The sequence below is a fragment of the Massilia alkalitolerans DSM 17462 genome, from assembly GCF_000427785.1.
GTDB lineage: Bacteria > Pseudomonadota > Gammaproteobacteria > Burkholderiales > Burkholderiaceae_D > Telluria > Telluria alkalitolerans.
This window is the reverse complement of sequence record NZ_ATYR01000026.1, coordinates 61,186-80,576: the sequence shown is the minus strand read 5'-3', so window position 1 is coordinate 80,576 and position 19,391 is coordinate 61,186. Positions and strand designations below refer to the sequence as shown.

Annotated in this window: 20 protein-coding genes; 10 read left to right on the top strand and 10 right to left on the bottom strand. The window is 66.9% G+C overall.

Annotation, left to right across the window (positions count from 1 at the left end; genetic code table 11):
• Positions 1–5: 5 nt before the first annotated feature.
• Complete coding sequence (locus YWC_RS0121145) at positions 6–3,104, top strand: efflux RND transporter permease subunit (protein WP_027867189.1); 3,099 nt, start codon at positions 6–8, stop codon at positions 3,102–3,104.
• Between the two features lies 1 nt (position 3,105).
• Here the strand turns inward: YWC_RS0121145 and YWC_RS32980 are convergent, their stop codons facing one another.
• On the bottom strand, positions 3,106–3,522 hold the full coding sequence (locus tag YWC_RS32980; RefSeq protein WP_156923827.1) for a hypothetical protein: 417 nt from the start codon (positions 3,520–3,522) through the stop codon (positions 3,106–3,108).
• 114 nt (positions 3,523–3,636) lie between these two features.
• Here YWC_RS32980 and YWC_RS0121135 point away from each other — a divergent pair, with 114 nt between their 5' ends.
• The 5 genes from YWC_RS0121135 to rnk all read left to right on the top strand — a co-directional run bounded on the left by YWC_RS0121135 (position 3,637) and on the right by rnk (position 8,846).
• Positions 3,637–3,978, top strand: a complete 342-nt coding sequence (locus YWC_RS0121135) for a TfoX/Sxy family protein (RefSeq protein ID WP_027867187.1) — start codon at positions 3,637–3,639, stop codon at positions 3,976–3,978.
• 224 nt (positions 3,979–4,202) lie between these two features.
• Positions 4,203–4,856 (top strand): aldehyde dehydrogenase iron-sulfur subunit PaoA, encoded by a 654-nt coding sequence (paoA, locus tag YWC_RS0121130; RefSeq protein WP_036215324.1) that lies wholly within the window; start codon positions 4,203–4,205, stop codon positions 4,854–4,856.
• Entirely contained in the window at positions 4,853–5,803 is a 951-nt protein-coding gene (locus tag YWC_RS0121125; RefSeq protein WP_027867185.1) for an FAD binding domain-containing protein, read from the top strand. Before paoA ends, YWC_RS0121125 begins: the two co-directional genes overlap by 4 nt.
• 15 nt (positions 5,804–5,818) lie before the next feature.
• Positions 5,819–8,077, top strand: a complete 2,259-nt coding sequence (gene paoC, locus YWC_RS0121120) for an aldehyde oxidoreductase molybdenum-binding subunit PaoC (protein ID WP_027867184.1) — start codon at positions 5,819–5,821, stop codon at positions 8,075–8,077.
• Between the two features lie 361 nt (positions 8,078–8,438).
• On the top strand, positions 8,439–8,846 hold the full coding sequence (rnk, locus tag YWC_RS0121115) for a nucleoside diphosphate kinase regulator (RefSeq protein ID WP_027867183.1): 408 nt from the start codon (positions 8,439–8,441) through the stop codon (positions 8,844–8,846).
• Here rnk and YWC_RS30210 read toward each other — a convergent pair.
• The 4 genes from YWC_RS30210 to YWC_RS0121095 all read right to left on the bottom strand — a co-directional run bounded on the left by YWC_RS30210 (position 8,791) and on the right by YWC_RS0121095 (position 13,225).
• Positions 8,791–9,573: a phosphatase PAP2 family protein gene (locus tag YWC_RS30210; protein WP_229413153.1), complete on the bottom strand. Its 783-nt coding sequence runs from the start codon at positions 9,571–9,573 to the stop codon at positions 8,791–8,793. The two genes, rnk and YWC_RS30210, sit on opposite strands and share 56 nt — an antisense overlap.
• The gene (locus YWC_RS0121105) at positions 9,554–11,203 is read right to left on the bottom strand and encodes a phosphoethanolamine transferase (RefSeq protein WP_084416515.1); all 1,650 of its coding nucleotides are present in this window, start codon (positions 11,201–11,203) and stop codon (positions 9,554–9,556) included. Before YWC_RS0121105 ends, YWC_RS30210 begins: the two co-directional genes overlap by 20 nt.
• A 101-nt stretch (positions 11,204–11,304) precedes the next feature.
• On the bottom strand, positions 11,305–12,525 hold the full coding sequence (locus YWC_RS0121100; RefSeq protein ID WP_027867181.1) for a sensor histidine kinase: 1,221 nt from the start codon (positions 12,523–12,525) through the stop codon (positions 11,305–11,307).
• Entirely contained in the window at positions 12,512–13,225 is a 714-nt protein-coding gene (locus YWC_RS0121095) for a response regulator transcription factor (protein ID WP_027867180.1), read from the bottom strand. Before YWC_RS0121095 ends, YWC_RS0121100 begins: the two co-directional genes overlap by 14 nt.
• A 156-nt stretch (positions 13,226–13,381) precedes the next feature.
• Between YWC_RS0121095 and YWC_RS0121090 the strand changes: the two genes are divergently transcribed.
• Positions 13,382–13,882 carry a nuclear transport factor 2 family protein gene (locus YWC_RS0121090; protein WP_027867179.1) on the top strand — a complete coding sequence of 167 codons (501 nt, stop codon included), beginning with the start codon at positions 13,382–13,384 and terminating at the stop codon, positions 13,880–13,882.
• 42 nt (positions 13,883–13,924) lie between these two features.
• Positions 13,925–14,836: a tRNA glutamyl-Q(34) synthetase GluQRS gene (gene gluQRS, locus YWC_RS0121085; RefSeq protein ID WP_036215298.1), complete on the top strand. Its 912-nt coding sequence runs from the start codon at positions 13,925–13,927 to the stop codon at positions 14,834–14,836.
• Here gluQRS and YWC_RS0121080 read toward each other — a convergent pair.
• Positions 14,829–15,419, bottom strand: coding sequence for a CHRD domain-containing protein (locus YWC_RS0121080; protein WP_027867177.1), 591 nt, complete (start codon positions 15,417–15,419; stop codon positions 14,829–14,831). The genes gluQRS and YWC_RS0121080 overlap by 8 nt on opposite strands.
• Before the next feature lie 240 nt (positions 15,420–15,659).
• Here YWC_RS0121080 and YWC_RS0121075 point away from each other — a divergent pair, with 240 nt between their 5' ends.
• Positions 15,660–16,229, top strand: coding sequence for an NMCC_0638 family (lipo)protein (locus tag YWC_RS0121075; RefSeq protein WP_036215295.1), 570 nt, complete (start codon positions 15,660–15,662; stop codon positions 16,227–16,229).
• A gap of 76 nt (positions 16,230–16,305) precedes the next feature.
• On the opposite strand, the gene YWC_RS0121070 is transcribed toward YWC_RS0121075, so the two are convergent.
• The 3 genes from YWC_RS0121070 to YWC_RS0121065 form a co-directional block, all read right to left on the bottom strand.
• Positions 16,306–16,770 carry a DUF421 domain-containing protein gene (locus tag YWC_RS0121070; RefSeq protein ID WP_027867175.1) on the bottom strand — a complete coding sequence of 155 codons (465 nt, stop codon included), beginning with the start codon at positions 16,768–16,770 and terminating at the stop codon, positions 16,306–16,308.
• Positions 16,771–16,855: 85 nt separating this feature from the next.
• Positions 16,856–17,032 carry an oxidoreductase-like domain-containing protein gene (locus YWC_RS32235; RefSeq protein ID WP_084416514.1) on the bottom strand — a complete coding sequence of 59 codons (177 nt, stop codon included), beginning with the start codon at positions 17,030–17,032 and terminating at the stop codon, positions 16,856–16,858.
• The gene (locus YWC_RS0121065; RefSeq protein WP_027867174.1) at positions 17,029–17,421 is read right to left on the bottom strand and encodes a BlaI/MecI/CopY family transcriptional regulator; all 393 of its coding nucleotides are present in this window, start codon (positions 17,419–17,421) and stop codon (positions 17,029–17,031) included. Before YWC_RS0121065 ends, YWC_RS32235 begins: the two co-directional genes overlap by 4 nt.
• A 184-nt stretch (positions 17,422–17,605) precedes the next feature.
• On the opposite strand from YWC_RS0121065, the gene YWC_RS0121060 reads away from it, so the two are divergent.
• Positions 17,606–18,805: an RNA-guided endonuclease InsQ/TnpB family protein gene (locus tag YWC_RS0121060; RefSeq protein ID WP_036215315.1), complete on the top strand. Its 1,200-nt coding sequence runs from the start codon at positions 17,606–17,608 to the stop codon at positions 18,803–18,805.
• Positions 18,806–18,864: 59 nt separating this feature from the next.
• On the opposite strand, the gene YWC_RS33600 is transcribed toward YWC_RS0121060, so the two are convergent.
• Positions 18,865–19,320, bottom strand: a complete 456-nt coding sequence (locus YWC_RS33600; RefSeq protein WP_027867172.1) for a hypothetical protein — start codon at positions 19,318–19,320, stop codon at positions 18,865–18,867.
• Positions 19,321–19,391: the final 71 nt, after the last annotated feature.

The window sequence follows — 19,391 nt, the reverse complement described above, 5'->3', positions numbered from 1 at the left end:
GGCCCATGTTCAACGCTATCGTACGTTTCAGCCTGCGCAACCGCCTGTTCGTGCTGGCGGCGGCGCTGCTGCTGATGGTCTACGGGGCCTATACGGCCTCGCGCACCCCGGTGGACGTGTTCCCCGACCTGAACAAGCCGGTGGTCACGGTGCTGACCGAGGCCGGCGGCATGGCGCCCGAGGAAGTCGAGCAGCTGGTGTCCTTCCCGATCGAGACCTCGCTCAACGGCATGCCGGGCGTGACCCGGGTGCGCTCGGTGTCGGGCGTCGGCCTGTCCATCGTGTATGCCGAATTCGACTGGGGCACCGACGTCTACCGCAACCGCCAGCTGGTGTCCGAGCGCCTGGGCCTGGTGAAGGAAGGGCTGCCCGGCCATATCTCGCCGATGATGGGGCCGGTGTCGTCGATCATGGGCGAGATCATGCTGATCGCGCTGCCCATCGATGTGGCCCGGACCGATCCCATGAAGGCGCGCGAGTACGCCGACTTCGTGCTGCGTCCGCGCCTGCTGTCGATTCCGGGCGTGTCGCAGGTGATCCCGATCGGCGGCGAAGTGCGCCAGCTGCGCGTGCAGCCCGACACCGCGCGCATGGCGCAGTTTGGCGTCTCGCTTGCACAGGTGACAGATGCACTGCGCGGCGTCGCGGCCAATACCAGCGGCGGCTTCATCGACCTGAACAACCGCGAGTACCTGATCCGCAACCTCGGGCGCACCACGCGCCTGGAAGACGTCAAGGGCCTGTCGGTGGCTTATCGCAAGGGTATGCCGGTGCTGCTCGAGCAGGTCGCCAGCGTTGCCTACGCGCCGGCGTTCAAGCGCGGCGACGCCGGCATGAACGGCAAGCCGGCGGTGATCGTCAGCGTGCAGAAGCAGCCCGATGGCGACACGGTGCGCCTGACCCGCGACATCGAGGGCGCGCTGGCGGAGCTCAAGCAGGGCCTGCCGGCCGGGATCGCGCAGCCCGTGGTGCTGTTCCGCCAGGCGAATTTCATCGAGGCCGGTGTCGGCAACGTGGTGGAAGCCTTGCGCGACGGCGCCATCCTGGTGGCGATCGTGCTGTTCGCCTTCCTGCTGAGCGCCCGCACCACGCTGATCTCGCTGGTGGCGATCCCGCTCTCGCTGGCGGTGACGGCGCTGGCCTTTCACCTGTTGGGCCAGTCGATCAACGTGATGACCCTGGGCGGGCTGGCGATCGCGATCGGCGAGCTGGTGGACGATGCGGTGGTCGACGTCGAGAACATCGTGCGCCGCCTCAAGGAGCGCGACAAGACCGGCCTGTCGGTGTTGGAGACGATCTGGCATGCCTCGGTGGAAGTGCGTTCGGGGATCGTCTACGCCACCGTGATCGTGGTGCTGGTGTCGATTCCGCTGTTCGCGCTGCCGGGCATCGAGGGGCGCCTGTTCGCGCCGCTGGGCATCGCCTACATCACCTCGATCCTGGCCTCGATGCTGGTGTCGATGACGGTCACGCCGGTGCTGTCCTATTACCTGCTGCCGAAGATGAAGCGCCTGCATCGCGGCGACAGCCCGATCGTGCGCCGCCTGAAGGGCTGGGACACGGCGCTGCTCCACTGGTCGCTGCCGCGCATCCGCCCCGTGCTGGGTGCTGCAGCATTGGTAGTGCTGCTGGCGGTCGCCTCGGTGCCTTTCTTTCCGCGTGCCTTCCTGCCGGCCTTCGACGAAGGCTCGCTGGTGATGAGCATGAGCTTCACGCCGGGCACCTCGCTGGCGGAGGCGAACCGCATGGGGACGCTGGCCGAGACCCTGATCGCGCAGGTGCCGGAAGTCGCCAAGGTCGGGCGCCGCACCGGCCGTGCCGAACTGGACGAGCATGCCGAAGGCGTGCATTCGTCCGAGATCGAGATCGACCTGAAGCCTTCGAAGCGCAGCCGCGAGGAAGTCATGGCCAGCATCCGCAACCAGCTCGCAGGCATCCCGGCATCAAGCGCGATCGGCCAGCCGATCTCGCACCGCCTGGATCACCTGCTGTCCGGCGTGCGCGCGCAGATCGCGGTGAAGATCTACGGCGACGACATCGACACCCTGCGCGGCCTCGCCGAAGACTTGCGTGGGCGCGTGGCTGGCATTCCGGGCCTGGTCGACCTGTCGGTCGAGCGCCAGGTCCTGATCCCGCAGGTGAAGCTGCGCATCGACTACCGCAAGGCCGCCCAGCACGGCCTGGCCGCGGGCGAGGTGCTGCAGGCGCTGCAGTCGCTGTCGGAAGGCACGCGCGTGACCCAGGTGATTGACGGCGCGCGCCGCTACGACCTGGTGCTGCGCCTGGACGATGCCGATCGCTCGCCGCAGGACCTGGGCCGCGTCATGCTGAGCAGCCCAGCGGGCCAGATTCCGCTGTCGAGCATCGCCACGGTGGAAGAGGGCGACGGCCCCAACCAGATCAGCCGCGAGAACGGGCGCCGCCGCATCGTCGTGTATGCGAACACGGACGGCTCCAACATGTCGCACATCATCGAGGACGTGCGCCTGGCAGTGGCGCAGACCCGGCTGCCGGGCGGCTACTTCGTCAGCGTGGAAGGGCAGTTCCAGGCGCAGGAGCAGTCGCAGCGCCTGATCGCGGTCCTGGCGCTGGCCTCGCTGGCGATGATCTTCCTGGTGCTGTATTCGCGCTACCGCTCGGGGGCGCTGGCGCTCATCATCATGGGGAACATCCCGTTCGCGCTGGTGGGCAGCGTCATCGCGATGTGGATCGCAGGGGTATCGCTGTCGGTGGCCTCGATGGTCGGCTTCATCACGCTGGCCGGCATCGCCACGCGCAACGGCATCCTCAAGATCAGCCACTACATCAACCTGTGCAAGTTCGAGGGCGAGATCTTTGGATGGCCGATGATCGTGCGCGGCTCGATCGAGCGCCTGACGCCGGTGCTGATGACGGCGCTGGTGGCCGCCTTCGCGCTCACGCCGCTGCTGCTGGCGGCGGATGCGCCGGGCAAGGAGATCCTGCATCCGGTGGCGGTGGTGATCTTCGGTGGTTTGATCAGCTCCACCTTGCTCGATTCGCTGCTGACGCCGCTCATCTTCTGGAAGCTCGGACGGCGTCCGCTGGAGCGCCTGCTTGCCGAGGAGGGCGGGGAAAGCTATTGAGTTAGCGGGTCCAGTTGCACTTGCCGCGCGCGATGGCGGCAGCCCAGAAGGGCAGGCCGGCCAGGCCGCCAAAGCCGAAGTTCCAGTTCTTCGTGCTGAAGCCGGCCGGCTGGTGCTTGAGCGCGTCCGGACCCAGGCAATGTGCTTTCTCCGCTTCCGAGAACTTGCGCGCGAATTCGCGGTATGCGCCTCCGCTGAGCGCGGTGCCGCCGGCGGGCATGGCGTCGGCCGGCATCTCATCCAGGACGGCGCGTACGGCTGCCTTGATGGCTTCGTCGCTCGGACGGGCGCTGGGCGCGGTCCGGGTCGGGGAGGGATCGGGCTGCGGCGCCCCAGGTGTTGCCGGCGCATCTGCATGGACGAGGAGTGCCGGGCTGGCTACGAGAGCTACGAGGATCGTCAGGAACGGGGCTTTCATCGTCATGTCGCAAAGTGAATGGCCTGGCGACTGTACCCGAACGCATTGCCATATTCTTAAGTCTGCATGAAGAGCTGCATTATTATGTGGATCGGATAAACGAGGGGAGAGCAGATGGGAACCGAACGGAGTTTCGTCGACTACGTCACCGAGGTCGCGGGGCTGGGCAGCCGGCTAACGCACAAGAAGATGTTCGGCGAATATGCCCTCTACCTGGACGGCAAGGTGGTTGCCTTCGCCTGCGACAACAGCCTGTTCATCAAGCCGTCGAAGGCGGTAACGGCGCTGGCGCCGGACCTGCCGCAGGGGCCGCCGTACCCGGGCGCCAAGGACTATCCGATCGCCGACGAGCTGCTCGACGATCCCGAGGCGCTGCGCCGCCTGATCGAGCAGACCGCGGCCCTGATGCCGCTGCCCAAGCCGAAGAAAGCAGCAGCCGCGCGGCGCGCTTCCTGACATTTCATTACCGGGCGTACTGATAAGTGCCCCGGATTCATGAATTCCATTCATAAGCCCTTGCATTTTTCACATGCAGTGCGGCCTTCCCACGCCCCTACAATGCCAGGGCTGCACGCCTGAACGAACTGCACGCCTCAAAAATTAAAAAAGCGCTATGTTCTTGCATGCGCATTTTCATCAAATTGCCCGTCCAGCCAGCCCCCCTCAAGAAAGGAAGTACGATGCCCGACTTCGATCCCAATCGGCGCCAGCTGCTCAAGGCGTCGACCGCCGCCGTCGGCGGCGTCGCGGTAGCCTCCCAGCTCGCGGCGCCGGCCCAGGCCGCGCCCGCCGCCGCCCAGCCGCCTGCCTCCACCACGCCCACGACCATGAGCGTCCGGCTGAAGGTCAACGGCATTGAGCACCAGTTGATGGTCGATCCGCGCACCACGCTGCTGGACGCCCTGCGTGACCGCCTGCACCTCACCGGCAGCAAGAAGGGCTGCGACCAGGGCCAGTGCGGCGCCTGCACGGTGCTGGTGGACGGCCGCCGCACCACCTCCTGCCTGACCCTGGCCGTGATGCAGGAAGGCCACGAGATTACCACCATCGAAGGCCTCGGCACCCCGACCAACCTGCACCCGCTGCAGCGCGCCTTCATCAAGCACGATGGCTACCAGTGCGGCTTCTGCACCCCGGGCCAGATCTGCTCCGCCGTCGGCATGCTGGAAGAGATCCGGGCCGGCGCGCCGAGCCACGTCACGGCCGACCTGAACGCGAGCCCTCAGCCGAGCGAGATGGAGTTCCGCGAGCGCATGAGCGGTAATATCTGCCGCTGCGGCGCCTATTCGAACATCCAGGAAGCGATTGCCGAAGTGGCGGGGGCCAAGCGATGAAAGCCTTTACCTACGAACGGGCCAGGACCCCACAGGAAGCCGCGGCCGCGGCAGCACGCATTCCGAATGCGCGCTTCGTTGCCGGCGGCACCAACCTGCTGGACCTGATGAAGCTCCAGATCGAGACGCCGGCCCACCTCATCGACGTCAACGACCTGGCGCTCGACCGCATCGAGCCGGCCCCGAACGGCGGCCTGCGCATCGGCGCGCTGGTGCGCAATTCCGACCTGGCGGCCGACCTGCGGGTGCGGCGCGACTACGGCGTTTTGACCCGCGCGCTGGTGGCGGGCGCCTCGGGCCAGCTGCGCAACCAGGCCACCACCGCCGGCAACCTGCTGCAGCGCACCCGCTGCCCCTATTTCTACGACACCAACGTCCCCTGCAACAAGCGCAAGCCCGGCAGCGGCTGCAGCGCCATCGGCGGCTTTACCCGCCTGCACGCGATCGTCGGCCAGAGCGATGCCTGCATCGCGACCCACCCGAGCGACATGGCGGTGGCCATGCGCGTACTGGACGCCCAGGTCGAGACCATCGACCCGAGCGGCGCCACGCGCGTGATCCCGATCGCCGACTTCCACCGCCTACCTGGCAACACGCCGCACGTCGACCACAACCTGAAGCCCGGTGAGCTGATCACCGCGGTGACGCTGCCGCCGCCCGTCGGTGGCGTGCAGAGCTACCGCAAGGTGCGCGACCGCGCTTCCTATGCCTTCGCGATCGTCTCGGTGGCCACCATCCTGCAGCGCGACGGCAGCGGCCGGGTGGCGCTGGGCGGCGTCGCCCACAAGCCGTGGCGCGTGGAAGCGGCCGAAGCCGCGTTCCCGCGCGGGGCGCAGGCCGTGGCGGGCGCTGTGCTTGCCGGCGCGCGCACGACCCAGGACAACGCATTCAAGGTGCCGCTGGTCGAACGCACCCTGGCCGCCGCCATCGCGGACGCCAAAGCCTAAGCAAAAGGGACAGCCATGAAATTCAACGAACCAGCCACCACTAACCCGATCGACCAGCTCAAGGTGGTGGGCCAGCCGGTCGACCGCATCGACGGCCCGCTCAAGACCACCGGCACCGCGCCTTACGCGCTCGACCGCCACGACGTGGTGCCCAACCAGGCGCACGGTTACGTGATCGGCTCCGCGATCCCGACCGGACGGATCGTCTCGATCGACCTGTCGGCGGCCAAGGCCGCGCCGGGCGTGATCGCCATCGTCACCGCCCAGAACGCCGGCAAGCTCACCAAGGGCAACTTCAACACCGCCATGCTGCTGGGCGGACCGCGCGTCGAGCACTACCACCAGGCCGTGGCGCTGGTGGTGGCCGAGACCTTCGAGCAGGCGCGCGACGCCGCTTCGCTGGTGCGCATCAAGTACGAGCGCGACAAGGGCGACTTCGACCTGCGGGCGGTGCAGAACAAGGCCATCGCGCCGAAGTCGGAAGCCGCCGAGACCAGGATCGGCAACTTCACCGGCGCCTTTGCCTCGAGCCCGGTGAAACTCGACGCCGAGTACCATACCGCCCACGAATCGCACATGATGATGGAGCCGCACGCCAGCGTGGCCGCCTGGGACGGCGACCAGCTCACCGTGTGGACCTCGAACCAGATGATCGCCTGGGCCAAGGGCGACCTGGCCAAGACCCTCGGCATCCCGAAGGACAAGGTACGCGTGCTGTCGCCCTACGTCGGCGGCGGCTTCGGCTCCAAGCTGTTCCTGCGCGCCGACGTGGTGCTGGCGGCGCTGGGTGCGAAGGCCGCGCGCCGCCCGGTGCGCGTTCCCCTGCAGCGCGCGCTGATCCCGAACAACACCACGCACCGCTCGGCGACGGTGCAGCGCATCCGCATCGGCGCCACCCGCGAAGGAAAAATCACCGCCATCGGCCACGAAAGCTGGTCCGGCAACCTCAAGGACGGGTCGCCGGAGAACGCGGCCACGCAAACCCGCTCGCTGTACGCGGGCGAACACCGCATGACCTCCAACCGCGTAGCCGCGATGGACCTGCCGGAAGCGAACGCGATGCGCGCGCCGGGCGAGGCGCCGGGCATGGCGGCGCTCGAGATCGCGATGGACGAGATGGCGGAAAAGCTGGGCATGGACCCGGTGCAGTTCCGCATCCTGAACGACACCCAGGTGGTGCCGGACAATCCCGAGAAGCCGACCTCCAGCGACCCGCAGTCGAAGAAGCCGGAGAAGGAAAAGCACATTGCGAATCCGCCGTTCTCCAAGCGCCAGTTCGTCCAGTGCCTGCAGACCGGGGCCCAGCGCTTCGGCTGGGAGCACAGGGCGACGAAACCCGGCACGCTGCGCGAGGGGCGCTGGCTGGTGGGCATGGGCGTGGCGGGCGCCTTCCGCGACAGCCTGCTCACCAAGTCAGCGGCGCGGGTGCGCCTGGACCGGCGCGGCATGCTGACGGTGGAAACCGACATGACCGACATCGGCACCGGCAGCTATACCATCATCGCGCAGACGGCCAGCGAGATGATGGGCGTGCCGCTGGAACGGGTGCGGGTGCGGCTGGGCGACTCCAGCCTGCCGGCATCCTGCGGCTCGGGCGGCCAGTGGGGCGGGCACAACTCGACGGCGGGCGTGTACGCGGCCTGTCTCAAGCTGCGCGAGGCGGTGGCGCGCCAGGCTGGCTTCGAGCCGGAGCGCGCCATCTTCGCCGACGGCCTGGTGCGCATGGGCGAGCGCAGCCTGCCGCTGTCCGAGGCGGTGGCCGGGCGCGAGCTGGTCGGCGAAGACCTGATCGAATACGGCGACATCGACAAGCGCTACCAGCTGTCCACCTTCGGCGCGCACTTCGTCGAGGTGGGTGTCGATGCGGTGACCTGCGAAGTGCGCATCCGCCGCATGCTGGCGGTGTGCGCGGCCGGGCGCATTCTGAATCCGAAGACGGCGCGCAGCCAGGTGATCGGCGCGATGACGATGGGCGCCGGGGCGGCGCTGATGGAGGAACTGGCCGTCGACAAGCGGCTCGGCTACTTCGTCAACCACGACCTGGCCGGCTACGAGGTGCCGGTGCACGCCGACATCCCGCACCAGGAGGTGATCTTCCTGGACGAGGTCGATCCGATGTCCTCGCCCATGAAGGCCAAGGGCATCGCCGAGCTGGGCATCTGCGGCGTGGCGGCGGCGGTGGCCAATGCGGTGTACAACGCGACCGGGGTGCGGGTGCGCGAGTATCCGATCACGCTCGACAAGCTGATAACGAAGATGCCCTTGTCGATATGATCCAGCGGGGTGGGTTTCACGCATGGCGTTGACGAATCCCCCACAAGGGCTATACTGGCCCCTGTACGATATTCACATGCCCATGAACCCACCACGCTTTACATCGCCGCGCAATAGCGCCTGCCAGCAGGGCAGGGGCTTTGCCGCGTCCGTCGAGCGTGACTGTGCCGCCGTTTCCCGAGCGGTGCAGCAGTCGTCCCGCAACCTCGCCTGGCTCGTCCGGGCTCGGTGAGGACCCCTGCACGCGCTTCTCCGTCCTCCCGAGCCGCCCCGATCCGCCCAGCCCGCCATTTCCGTGGCCGGCACCTCACATCACATCGATATCCGCCCGCCACGCCGCGGGCAAGCACAGGAGTACACAATGAAACCGACCATCCTCGTCTCATGGCTGGACATGGACCGCCTCGACCGCATGCTGGACGCCGTTCCGGCCGCCCAACTTGCTGCGCGCGACGCGCTGCTCGATGAACTGGGCCGCGCCGCGCTCGCCGAGCCCTGGGAAATGCCGCCCGACGTCGTCACCATGAACTCGCGCGTGCGCTTCTCCTTCGACGGCGCCGAGGAAGAAGTGATCATGACGCTGACGTATCCGAAAGACATGGCCGGCAATCCCGATCAGCTGTCGATCCTGACCCCGGTCGGCACCGCCCTGCTGGGCCTGAAGGTGGGCGACTCCATCAGCTGGGAGCGTCCCGACGGCGCCCTGTTCGAGCTCAGCGTGCGCGGCATCGAGTACCAGCCGGAGCGCGACGGACAGTACCACCGCTAGGCTGCAGCACCACCACCAGGGCCAGCACGATGGCGCAGGCGATCCAGACCGACCACAGCGTATGGGTGAGGAAGTGGGCGCCGCGCATCTGCTGCATCCAGCCCAGCACCAGCCCCGGCGCCAGCGCCAGGCAAGCGGCGCGCCATGCCCCGCGGCCCGGCCCCGGCAACCACAACACCGCCAGCGACACCAGCCACAGCGCGCTCGACGCGTGGCCGGCCGGCATGCAATGGCCGGGCAGGACACCCGCCGGCAGCGCATCGAACAGGCGCACATAGGGCTCGTTGCCGCCGTAGCGCGCCAGGTCCCAGGGACAGTGGGCGCTGCTGGCCTGCTTGAGCAGGCTGGTCGCGAGCGGCACCAGCACGGCGGAGCAGGCGATCACGCGCAGGCGCAGTCGTGCCAGGGGCCGCTCCAGCGGCGCCTGCGGCCGGAGCGCATCGGCGATCGCCAGCGCCACGAAGCATGCCGCCAGCAGCGCCAGTCCCCCCTTGAGTATCTCGTGGCCAAAGGTCGCGGTGAGCCATGCGTCGCGCCATGGGAAGCTGGCTGTGGCGCGGCTGTACAGCCAGTCCGCCAGGACCAGGTCGACGTCGGTCCATTGCCCCAGTGCGCCGATCAGCGGCGCCACCAGGACCAGCACCGCGCCAAGCCGCCGACAGCTGCGCATCTCCAGCAAGGCTCCCGCGTGCTGCTGCTCCGCCCCCTCAATTGCGGATGCAGGCATGGAACAGGTCGAGTTTCGGATTCAGGACGGCGGTCTCGACATTCAGCATGCCGAGCACGGAGTGGAACACGTTGTCGTGCGAGAGCGGCTGGTCGCGGCGCGCCTGCAGGCAGGCGCGGTCGATGCGGAAGCGCTGGCTGAAGCCCTCCGACATCCACAGCATCATCGGCACATGGGTCTGTTCCTTCGGCGCGAACAGCCAGGGAGCGCCGTGCAGGTACATATTGCCTTCGCCGAGCGACTCGCCGTGGTCGGAAAAGTACAGCATCGAGGTGTCGACGTCGGCATCCTGCGCGGCCTGGCGCAGCAGGTCGATGGTCTGGGCCAGGAAGCTGTCGGTGTAGAGGATGGTGTTGTCGTAGGCCGCGACGATGGAATCGCGGGTGCAGCTTTCGAACTCGCTGGTCTGGCACACCGGCCCGAAGCGGCCGAAGCCGGCCGGATAGCGCCTGGCATACTCCGGCCCGTGGCTGCCCTTCTGGTGCAGGACGATGACGAGGTCCTTGCCTGGCTGGCGGATCAGCTCCGGCAGGCCCTCGAGCAGGCCTCCGTCGTAGCATTCTGCTCCGGCGCAGTGGGATTTGCCGGGCGCCGGCGTTGCCACGTCGACGAATTCGACGCGCTCGCACACGCCCTTGCAGCCGGAATTGTTGTCGCGCCAGAGCACGCGGAAACCGGCATGCGACAGCACGTCGAGCAGGCCCTCCTGGTGTTTGGCGACGCTGTCGTCATAGCGCTCGCGCGGCAGCGCCGAGAACACGCAGGGCACCGACACCGCGGTCGCGGTGCCGCAGGACTCGACCCGTGCAAAGTTGATCAGGCCCTCTTCGCGCGCCAGCCGCGGATTGGTCTGGCGCGCATAGCCGTTGAGCGAGAAATTGGCCGCGCGGGCGGTCTCGCCGACCACGATCACGGTGACCGTGCGGCGCGCCTGGCCGGCCCAGCGGCTGCCCTTGGCCGCGTCGCGGCCGATCGCCTGCAGCGGCACCTGCTTGCTCCAGCGGTTGCGCAGGTAGCCGTTCAGCGCTTGCACCACGTTGGTGGGCGTGAGCAGGTAGCGCAGCTCGCGGTGCTCGCGCACCACTGGCGCCAGGGTCTTGAACAGCAGGACCAGAAGCAGCGCGGCCGCGGCGAGCGCCGCCGCGCCGAGGCCGAGGCGCCGGCCGATGCCGCGCAGGCCGCGCGGAAAGGCCAGCTGCGCCCGCGCCACCAGCAGCGCGGGCAGGCCCCCGGTCAGCATGACGAAGGCCGCCAGGCGCCAGCACAGCAGCTCGCCGGCTTCGCGCGGGTCGGTTTCGAACACGCTCTGGATGATGGACTTGTCGATCACGACCCCGTACTCGTTGATGAACCAGGCCGAGGCCGAGGCAGTGAGGATGCAGGCTACCAGGGCCGGCTTGGCGACGTAGCGGAAGCTGAACGGGGTCAGGAGGGCGTAGAACAGCAGCACGACGATCGCGAAGCTGCCGGCCAGCAGCGGCAGCCGCGCCAGCGAGAAGCCGCCGACGGCGTGGATGAAATTCGACCAGAAATTGATGTTGGCGGCGCTGGCCAGCAGCACGGCGACGCCGAAGACGAGCAGGTTGGCGCTGATGCGCCGGGGAGGTGTGTTGTGCACTTCGTATTGCATTCGAACCGCGCGGCCGGGATGGCCACGTCATGCTTGCAGGATACGAGGCGCGCCGTGAATCGCGGCTCAAGCGGGCGTTAAGGCTGCGTGAACCTCCGGGCTCAGGCGGCGGGAAAGCTGATCGTGAAGCGGCTGCCGCCCTCTTGGCGTTCTTCGTAGGCGAAGCCGGCGCCGAGAAAATCGCAGATGCGCCGGGCCAGCGCCAGCCCCAGCCCGGTGCCGCCCGATCCGCTCGAGGGCGCGCCGCCGCTGCCGAAGGTGGCCACCACGGCGGGCGGCAGGCCGGGACCGGTGTCCTCGACCACCACCCGGCCCGGCAGCAGGCGCACCACCACCTCGCCCCGGTCGGTGTACTGGCAGGCGTTGCGCACCAGGTTGCCGATGGCGGCCGCGACCAGTTCGCGCGGGGCGCGCACGGCGAGTGCCGGGCCGTCGAGAAAACGCAGCGCAACCGGCTTGCCGGCCACCAGCACGCGGTATTTCTCGACTTCGTCCTCGGCCACGGCGTGCACGTCGACCGGCGCCAGCGTGCCGAGCTCGGGTGCGCGCGCCAGCAGCAGCAGCACGGTGACCGATTCGGCCGCCTCGCGCGCCGCGCGGTAGATGCGCTCGGCCGGGGCGCGCACGGCGGGCGCGGCTTCCTGCATCAGGATCTCGCTGGCGCCCATGATCACGGTGAGCGGACTGCGCAGTTCGTGGCTGACGTCGCCGGTGAAGTAGCGTTCGCGGTCGAGGAAGGCGCGCAGTTCGGCGGTGTGGGCCTCCAGCGCGCGCGCCAGCACGCCCAGTTCGTCCTTGCGTGCGGTGAGTTCCGGCGGCGCCTCGCCGCGGCGCGCCGACTGCGCCAGCGCGTGGATCGGGGTGACCACGCGGGCGCCGAAAAAGCCGCCGAGCAGCAAAGCCAGCAGCACGAAGACGATGAACACGGCGGCGAACATGGAGTACACCACCAGCTCGATCTTGTCGTAGTCGCTTTCGTGGTCGACCAGCACCCAGCTGCCGCGCGCGTCCTGCCCGGCCAGCACGTGCAGGCGGATGGCGCCGACGTCGACCTTGTGCACGCCGTCGGATAGTCCGCGCAAGGGAGCGGGAATCGCTTCGTTGCGATGAAAGCGCAGGCCGGCCGGCATGTCGACGTCCAGGCCGGCCGCCTGGCGCGGGGCGGCCCAGGCCACGGCCGCTTCCAGGCGCTTGTCGACCAGCTGCACTTCGATGCCCTCCACCGCGATCGCGGCGATGACCGCGAAGAAGCATGAGGCGCCGAGGCCGAACAGGACGAAGGCGACGACGATGCGCCGTTTCAGGGAATCAGCGGGGCGCATCGCGCTGCGGGCCGCCCTGGGGATCGCCCTGCACCAGCTTGTAGCCGACGCCGGCCACGGTCTGCAGCATCGGCGTGGCGAAGGGCTTGTCGATCGCCTGGCGCAGCGCATGGATGTGGGTGCGCAGGGCGTCGCTGTCGGGCCGGTCCTCGCCCCACACGGCCTGCTCCAGGGTCTCGCGGGTGACGATGCGCGGCGCGCCGGCGAGCAGGCAGCGCAGCAGCGTGTAGCCGGTCCGGGTCAGCTGCACCGGCACGCCGGCGCGCGCGGCTTCCTGCGTGTCGGGATCGAAGCTCAGCTCGCCGAAGCGCATGGTCGCGTGCACCGCATGGGCGGCGCACGAGCGGCGCACCAGGGCCTTCAGGCGCACTTCGAGCTCCACCAGCGAGAAAGGCTTGACCAGGTAGTCGTCGGCGCCGCTGTCGAAGCCGGCCACCTTGTCGGGCAGGCTGTCGCGCGCGGTCAGCATCAGCACCGGCGTGGCCTTGCCGAGCTCCGTGCGCAGCTTCTGGCACAGCTCCAGCCCGTTCAGGCCGGGCAGCATGACGTCGAGGACGATCACGTCGTAATCGTTCTCGGAGGCGAGCGCCAGCCCGCCGTAGCCGTTGCGGGCGGAATCGAGCTGGTGGCCCTTCGGCTCCAGGAAACCGTACAGGTTGGCGAGGATGTCGGGGTGGTCTTCGACGATGAGGATGCGCATGCGCTTATTCTAGTGGAGTAGAGCGGGCTCAGCGTAGCGTTGCGGGCGTTAAGATCGCGTTAAAGAGGAGCTTCCGGCAGTGACGCTGCCTGGAAACGTTGGCAAATGCGCATCTTTGGATTATCGTTGGCGCGTTCACTGCCAACGAAAGAGACCATGAAACGATTCCTCGCCGCCGCCTTCCTGTTCCTGGGCCTGATCGGCATCGCCCGTGCCGAGACCGACGCCCAGCTCACCAAGCAGGTCAATGCCTTCGTCGACGCATGGCATGACGACGCCGCTAATGCGCGCATGGCCTATTTCGACAAGATCGCCCCGGACGGCGTCTACATCGGCACCGACCGCACCGAGCTGTGGAAGCGCGACGCCTTCAAGACCTGGGCCAAGCAGTATTTCGAGCGCAAGTCGGCCTGGAGTTTCAAGGCCACGCGCCGCAATGTGTATGCCTCGGGCGACAAGTCGCTGATCTGGTTCGACGAGCTGCTCGACACCCCGAACATGGGCCCGTGCATGGCCAGTGGCGTGATCCGCAAGACGGCCAAGGGCTTCGAGATCGTGCATTACCAGCTGTCGATGGCGGTGCCGAACGAGGTGGCGGGACAGGTGACGGCGCTGATCGCCGAGCACGAGAAAGAGGGAAAGCAGGCCGCCAAGTAAGGGGAGGCCGCACGGCCATCCCCGTGCGGTTATCATCTGCGGATGTCGCTACTGAATCCACCCTACATCGGCCGTTTCGCCCCATCGCCCACCGGCCCGCTGCACGCCGGTTCGCTGGTCGCGGCCCTGGCCAGCTACCTCGACGCCCGTGCCCACCACGGCACCTGGCTGGTGCGCATCGAGGACATCGACGAGGGCCGCTGCGTGCCCGGCGCGGCCGAGGGCATCCTGGCCTTGCTGGAGCTGCTGGGCATGCACGCCGACGGCGAAGTCGTCTGGCAGAGCCGCCGCAAGCACCTGTACCAGGCCGCCGCCGAGCGCATCGTCCTGCACACCTACCCCTGCGGCTGCAACCGGCGCGAGATCGCCGATTCGCGCCTCGGCTTCGCGCCGGACGGCGCCGCGATCTATCCCGGCACCTGCCGCTATGGGCTGGCGGAGGGACGCAGCATGCGCAGCCTGCGCCTGCGCGTGCCGGAACCGGGCTACGACGTCGTCAGCTTCACGGACCGTTTCGCCGGCGAGGTCACGCAGCGGCTCAGCGGGGAATCGGGCGACTTCGTCCTGAAGCGCGCCGACGGTTTCTGGGCCTACCAGCTGGCGGTGGTGGTGGACGATGCCGAGCAGGGCGTCACCGACGTCGTGCGCGGCGCCGACCTGCTCGACTCCACGCCGCGCCAGATCTTCCTGCAGCGCGTGCTCGGGGTGCCGACCCCGCGCTACCTGCACGTGCCCGTGGTGCGCAACGAGAACGGCGAAAAGCTGTCGAAGCAGACCGGCGCGCTGGCCGTGGCGCCGGGCGACGAGGCGGCCGCAGTGGACGCACTCTTGCAAGCCGCGCGTTTCCTCGGCCTGCCCCTCGACCGGCCGGCATCGCTGCACGCCTTCTGGCAGGCGGCGATACCGGCCTGGAGCCAGTTGCTGGCTACGCGCGAGGGCGCGGCGCTTACCTGATCGCGCTGGGCCGGCGGCGCGCCATCAGCGCCAGTCCGGCCAGGCCGATGCCCAGCATCCCCCAGGTCGCCGGTTCCGGAATCGGCGCCGCCACCACGAAGCCACGGATCTCGCCGTTCGGATACTCGGCCGTGTGGATGTTGAGGTAGGCCTGGTTGGCGTTCATCGCCGCGAGCAGCGCCGAACCGGCCGAGGACGGGGTGCCGCCGAACTGGGCCAGGAAGGCCGGCTCCCAGACCGCCGCCTCGCCCAGGTCGAAGGTGTGGGTGTATTCGCCGGCCGTGACCATCATCGGGAAATCCACCAGCGAGATCGCCGGCGGCGCGACGCCGGTGAAGGCTTCGGTGGTGCAGCAGTGGATGTGGGCGACGGTCGTCCCGGCCACCAGGTCGCTGAACGGTACTTCGGCCCGCAGCAGCGAGCCGTCGATCTCGAGGGTGGCGATGCTCGAACCGGGCGACCCGTTGGGCGGCGACTCGGCCGGGCCGCTGGACACGGCGCGGTAGATGTCGGCAGCCTGGGCCGCCGGTGCGAGCGCCAGCGTTGACGCCGCGAGCGCAAGTGCGCTCAGTACTTTTTTCATGGCAGTCCTCCTGATCAGGAAAGAATCCAGACAGCACACCCGGATGGGTGTACTGCTGAAAAAAGTAGCGCATCAATTCCGCACCGTCCACACCGTACCGGGGATAAAAGTACCTTGGGCATAGGCATGAAAGAAAGATGCTTCAGGTGCTGCCTTGCATCAATGGTGGGAAAGCGAGGATTTGTAGCGAGCCCGGCTGGCTATACTTGACGGCTTCGTTCTTACAACTGACAAGTCGACATGGAACAAGGCATGGGCAAGCGCTTTGCTGCCGTTTTCATACTCGCAGCACTGCCATTCACCAGCAATGCAGGCGGGCCCGCGGACCAGGCCAGATCATTTGCAGAGATCTACACGTCGCTCTGCATGAAACACCTGACGAATCTGGACGCCTTGCGCGAGAAGCTGAAGCAGGTACCCAAGCTTGCGCCGGAGCAGGCGCGGCATTTCCTGTCGGGGAGGAGCGGCGATGCGTGGTCCGTACCCGACAAGCACGGCACTTTTGTGCTCGCCTTGCCCCATCAGAAGAACCTGTGTGCCGTGTACGCACGCCGGGCGGATACGAAGGCCGCTGAAAAGCTGTTCGTGGAACGCGTTGGCACGGCTCCAGCACCATTGATCGGCAAGCGAACGGCAGACGATCACGCCAGGACGGCGAGCGGACCGACGCATACGCTTGCCTACGAGTGGGGCGTGCCGAAGGCCGGGAGAAAGATGGTGTTCACCCTGACAACGGCGGCGTCGGATACCGCGCAGGTGCAAGTGCTCGGTACTGCCGCCATCGCGAATGCGGATCGTGCACCCGATTGATCCTGGGCTGTGATCCTGGCAGAGCCGACCCGATGCACATGGCGCTTCCCCTCGCGTTCGCAAGCGGGCCGGCCCCTCAGTGAGGCTTGCGCAGGATGGTGATTTCGCCGTCGGCTTCCAGGAAGGCGCATTTCATTTCCGGGCGCGGGCAGTCGTGCTCGCGCAGGGCTTCCTCGATGTCGGATTCGGACAGGCGGCAATTGCGCACCACCTTGTCGAAGAACACCCCGTCGCGTCCGATCAGGACGGCGCTGCCGTCGACCAGTTTTTCGAAGCGCGGGCTGCGCGAGCTGAACAGGGCGACCGAGGAATTGATGGCGACCAGCGTGGCTGCCGCGATCAGGCCGCCGACCAGCGATTGGTCGCCCGCATTCAGCGAGTTGGACACGGCTTCGGACAGCAGCATGATGACCAGCAGGTCGAAGGGCGTGAACTGTCCGACCGTGCGGCGGCCGGACAGGCGCACCATAATTAGCAGAAAGATGTACACGGCAAGCCCGCGTACGATGAATTCCCACCAAGGAAGATCCATGTCGAACATATCGTCTCCATGCACAACACCGATGGGTTCATTGTAATCAAAACGTTAAGGTCTTGATTTTCAAGCGTGCGCTACCGCAGGCCGCTCAGGAGGCCGGCGGCGACGGCGATTGCGTGGCAGCTTCCCATGCGGCAAGTTCCCGCTCGTAGCGTGCCAATGCTTCCTCGTAGAGGTCGAAGACACAGGGCACGCAGCCGCTGCGGCAGCAGTCCTCGAGTTCGGGCTGCACCGGTGGAACCGGACGCGGCGACGGCGTGCTCATTCCTTGCGCCCGGTCTCGCCGTTCAGGATCTGCTGGATTTCCTCGCGTTCCTTCTTGCTGACGTGGCCACGCAGCGCGGCCAGCACCAGCTCCTTGCCCGAGCCGGAGAAGGCCTTGTGGATCAGGTCCTTGATCAGGCCGGCCTGGTGCCGGTCCTGCGGCTGGGCCGGCGCGTACACGTGGGCGCGCGCGCTCTCGTCGCGGGTCAGAAGACCCTTGGCGTGCATCATCTGCAGCAGCCGCAGCACATTGGCATAGGCCATGTCGGGCCGCGTTGCGAGCGCGGCTTCGTGCACCTGGCGGGCAGTGGCGGGGCCGAGCTGCCACAGCAGGCGCAGCATTTCCAGTTCGGACGGGGTCGGCTTGGCGGGATCGTCGGGAGTGCTCATAGCTTAAACAAAAATAAAACTTGCTCAACTCTACACGGTCTGACTCAACATGAAGGAACTTTCCCCTCGTTGGTACTATCAAGGTTTCTGGTTACTCGACTAGTTTACTACCGTAGCGTTATTCCAAACGCAGACTCGCGCTAATCAAGGCCGAGCGGTGGCAGAAACGCTAGGGAGACGCATCGTGTTTGCAGCGCACCTCATCCGGCTCGTACCAAATAATGTGCAGGCTTCGTACTTGGCACGTGCGGCCGGGACTGCGCGATTTGCGTACAACTGGGCGCTGGCCGAATGGACAAAACAGTACGAAGCATGCAAGCTTGACCCGTCACTACCTAAGCCTTCCGAGGCGGCCTTGCGGCGCAAGCTCAATGCAATCAAGCGCAACACCTTTCCTTGGATGCTCGAGGTGACGAAAAATGCACCTCAGATAGCCATTATGCAGCTAGGACGTGCATTCGAAAATTTCTTCGCTAAGCGTGCCGAGTACCCGGTATTTCGGAAGAAAGGTCAAGACGATCGGTTTAGTCTAAGTAATGACCAGTTCAGTGTTGAGCAGCGACGTATTCGCATCCCGAAGCTGGGATGGGTGCGGATGCGCGAAGCCTTGCGTTTTACAGGCCGGATAATATCGGCCTCGATCTCACGCGTTGCAGACCAGTGGTACGTCAGCATTACCGTCGAGGCCGAGAGTCCACCGTTGCCACCTTCCGAAAGCCAAGATGCGGTGGGAGTGGACCTGGGCATCAAGACACTGGCGACATTATCGACAGGCGAGAAGTTCCTTGGCCCTAAAGCGATGAATACATTGCTTAAGCGCTTGCGCCGCCTGTCACGCGCTTTGGCTCGCAAGGTAATAGGTTCGCGCAACAGGACCAAGGCAAGGCTGAAACTGGCCAGACTGTACGCCAAGATCGCGAATGTTCGTCGTAACAGCTTGCATCAACTCAGCACAAGTATCACACGCCGTTTCTACACGATCGGCATCGAAGACCTGTGCGTCAAGGGCATGTTAGCCAATGGGCGTTTGGCGCGCGCCATCGCCGATATGGGTTTTCGTGAGTTGCGCCGTCAGCTTGAGTACAAGGCGGCTTGGCGTGGTGGTCATTTGGTGCTGGCGGATCGTTGGTTTCCGAGCAGCAAATTGTGCTCCTGTTGCGGACATAGGCTGGAAACGCTTGACTTGTTCACTCGGAAGTGGAGCTGTTCGATTTGTGGGACATCACATGATCGAGACGTGAACGCGGCTATTAATCTGAAGAACATGGCGGTGAGTTTCACCGCTTCTGCCTGCCGAGGGGAAGGCGCTGGCCTCGCACGTAAGCGCGAGGCGAAACCGGCCCCAGCGAAGCAGGAATTCAGTAGCAGAATTAGCCACGGTTAGTTCTGCATCAATCTGGAAGAACGGTAAATGATCTAGACCCGCTGTCCGCCATTCGATTGCTATCGATCGTGGAGCCGATATTCCCGCAGGTCGAATATGTTCTTGCCATTTTCCCTGATGCACACGCCGGTCATGGTCTCGCCTGGCCGCAGCACGTGCTTGATGCGGGTGCCCACGGCCTTGCCGGCGCAGGCGGCGTGGGCGGCTTCCGGCACCTCGGGCAGGGGCGGCGGCGGCGGCGGCGGCGCCGGCGGGGCCGGGATCGCGGGCATCGCGGGCATGGACGGCAGGGCCGGCGGGGCGATGCCGGTGACCCGCTCGTCCGGGAGCTCGGGCGGCGCCGGCGGGGCAGGAGGAGCCGGGGGCGCAGGCGGGGTGGGCGGGGCCGGCGGCGGCGGGCATTTTCCCTTCGCGGTCGACTCGCACTTGTAATGAACGTGGACGCCCGCCTGGGCGCCGCCGGTGAGCAAGCCCAGCAGGGCGATGGCGGCAATCGCCTTGTTTTTCGTATGCATGATGGTCTCCCTTGGCAGCGGCCCGCGCCATGCGGCGGGCCATGGTTGCATCCTGCATGCCAAATGTGGAG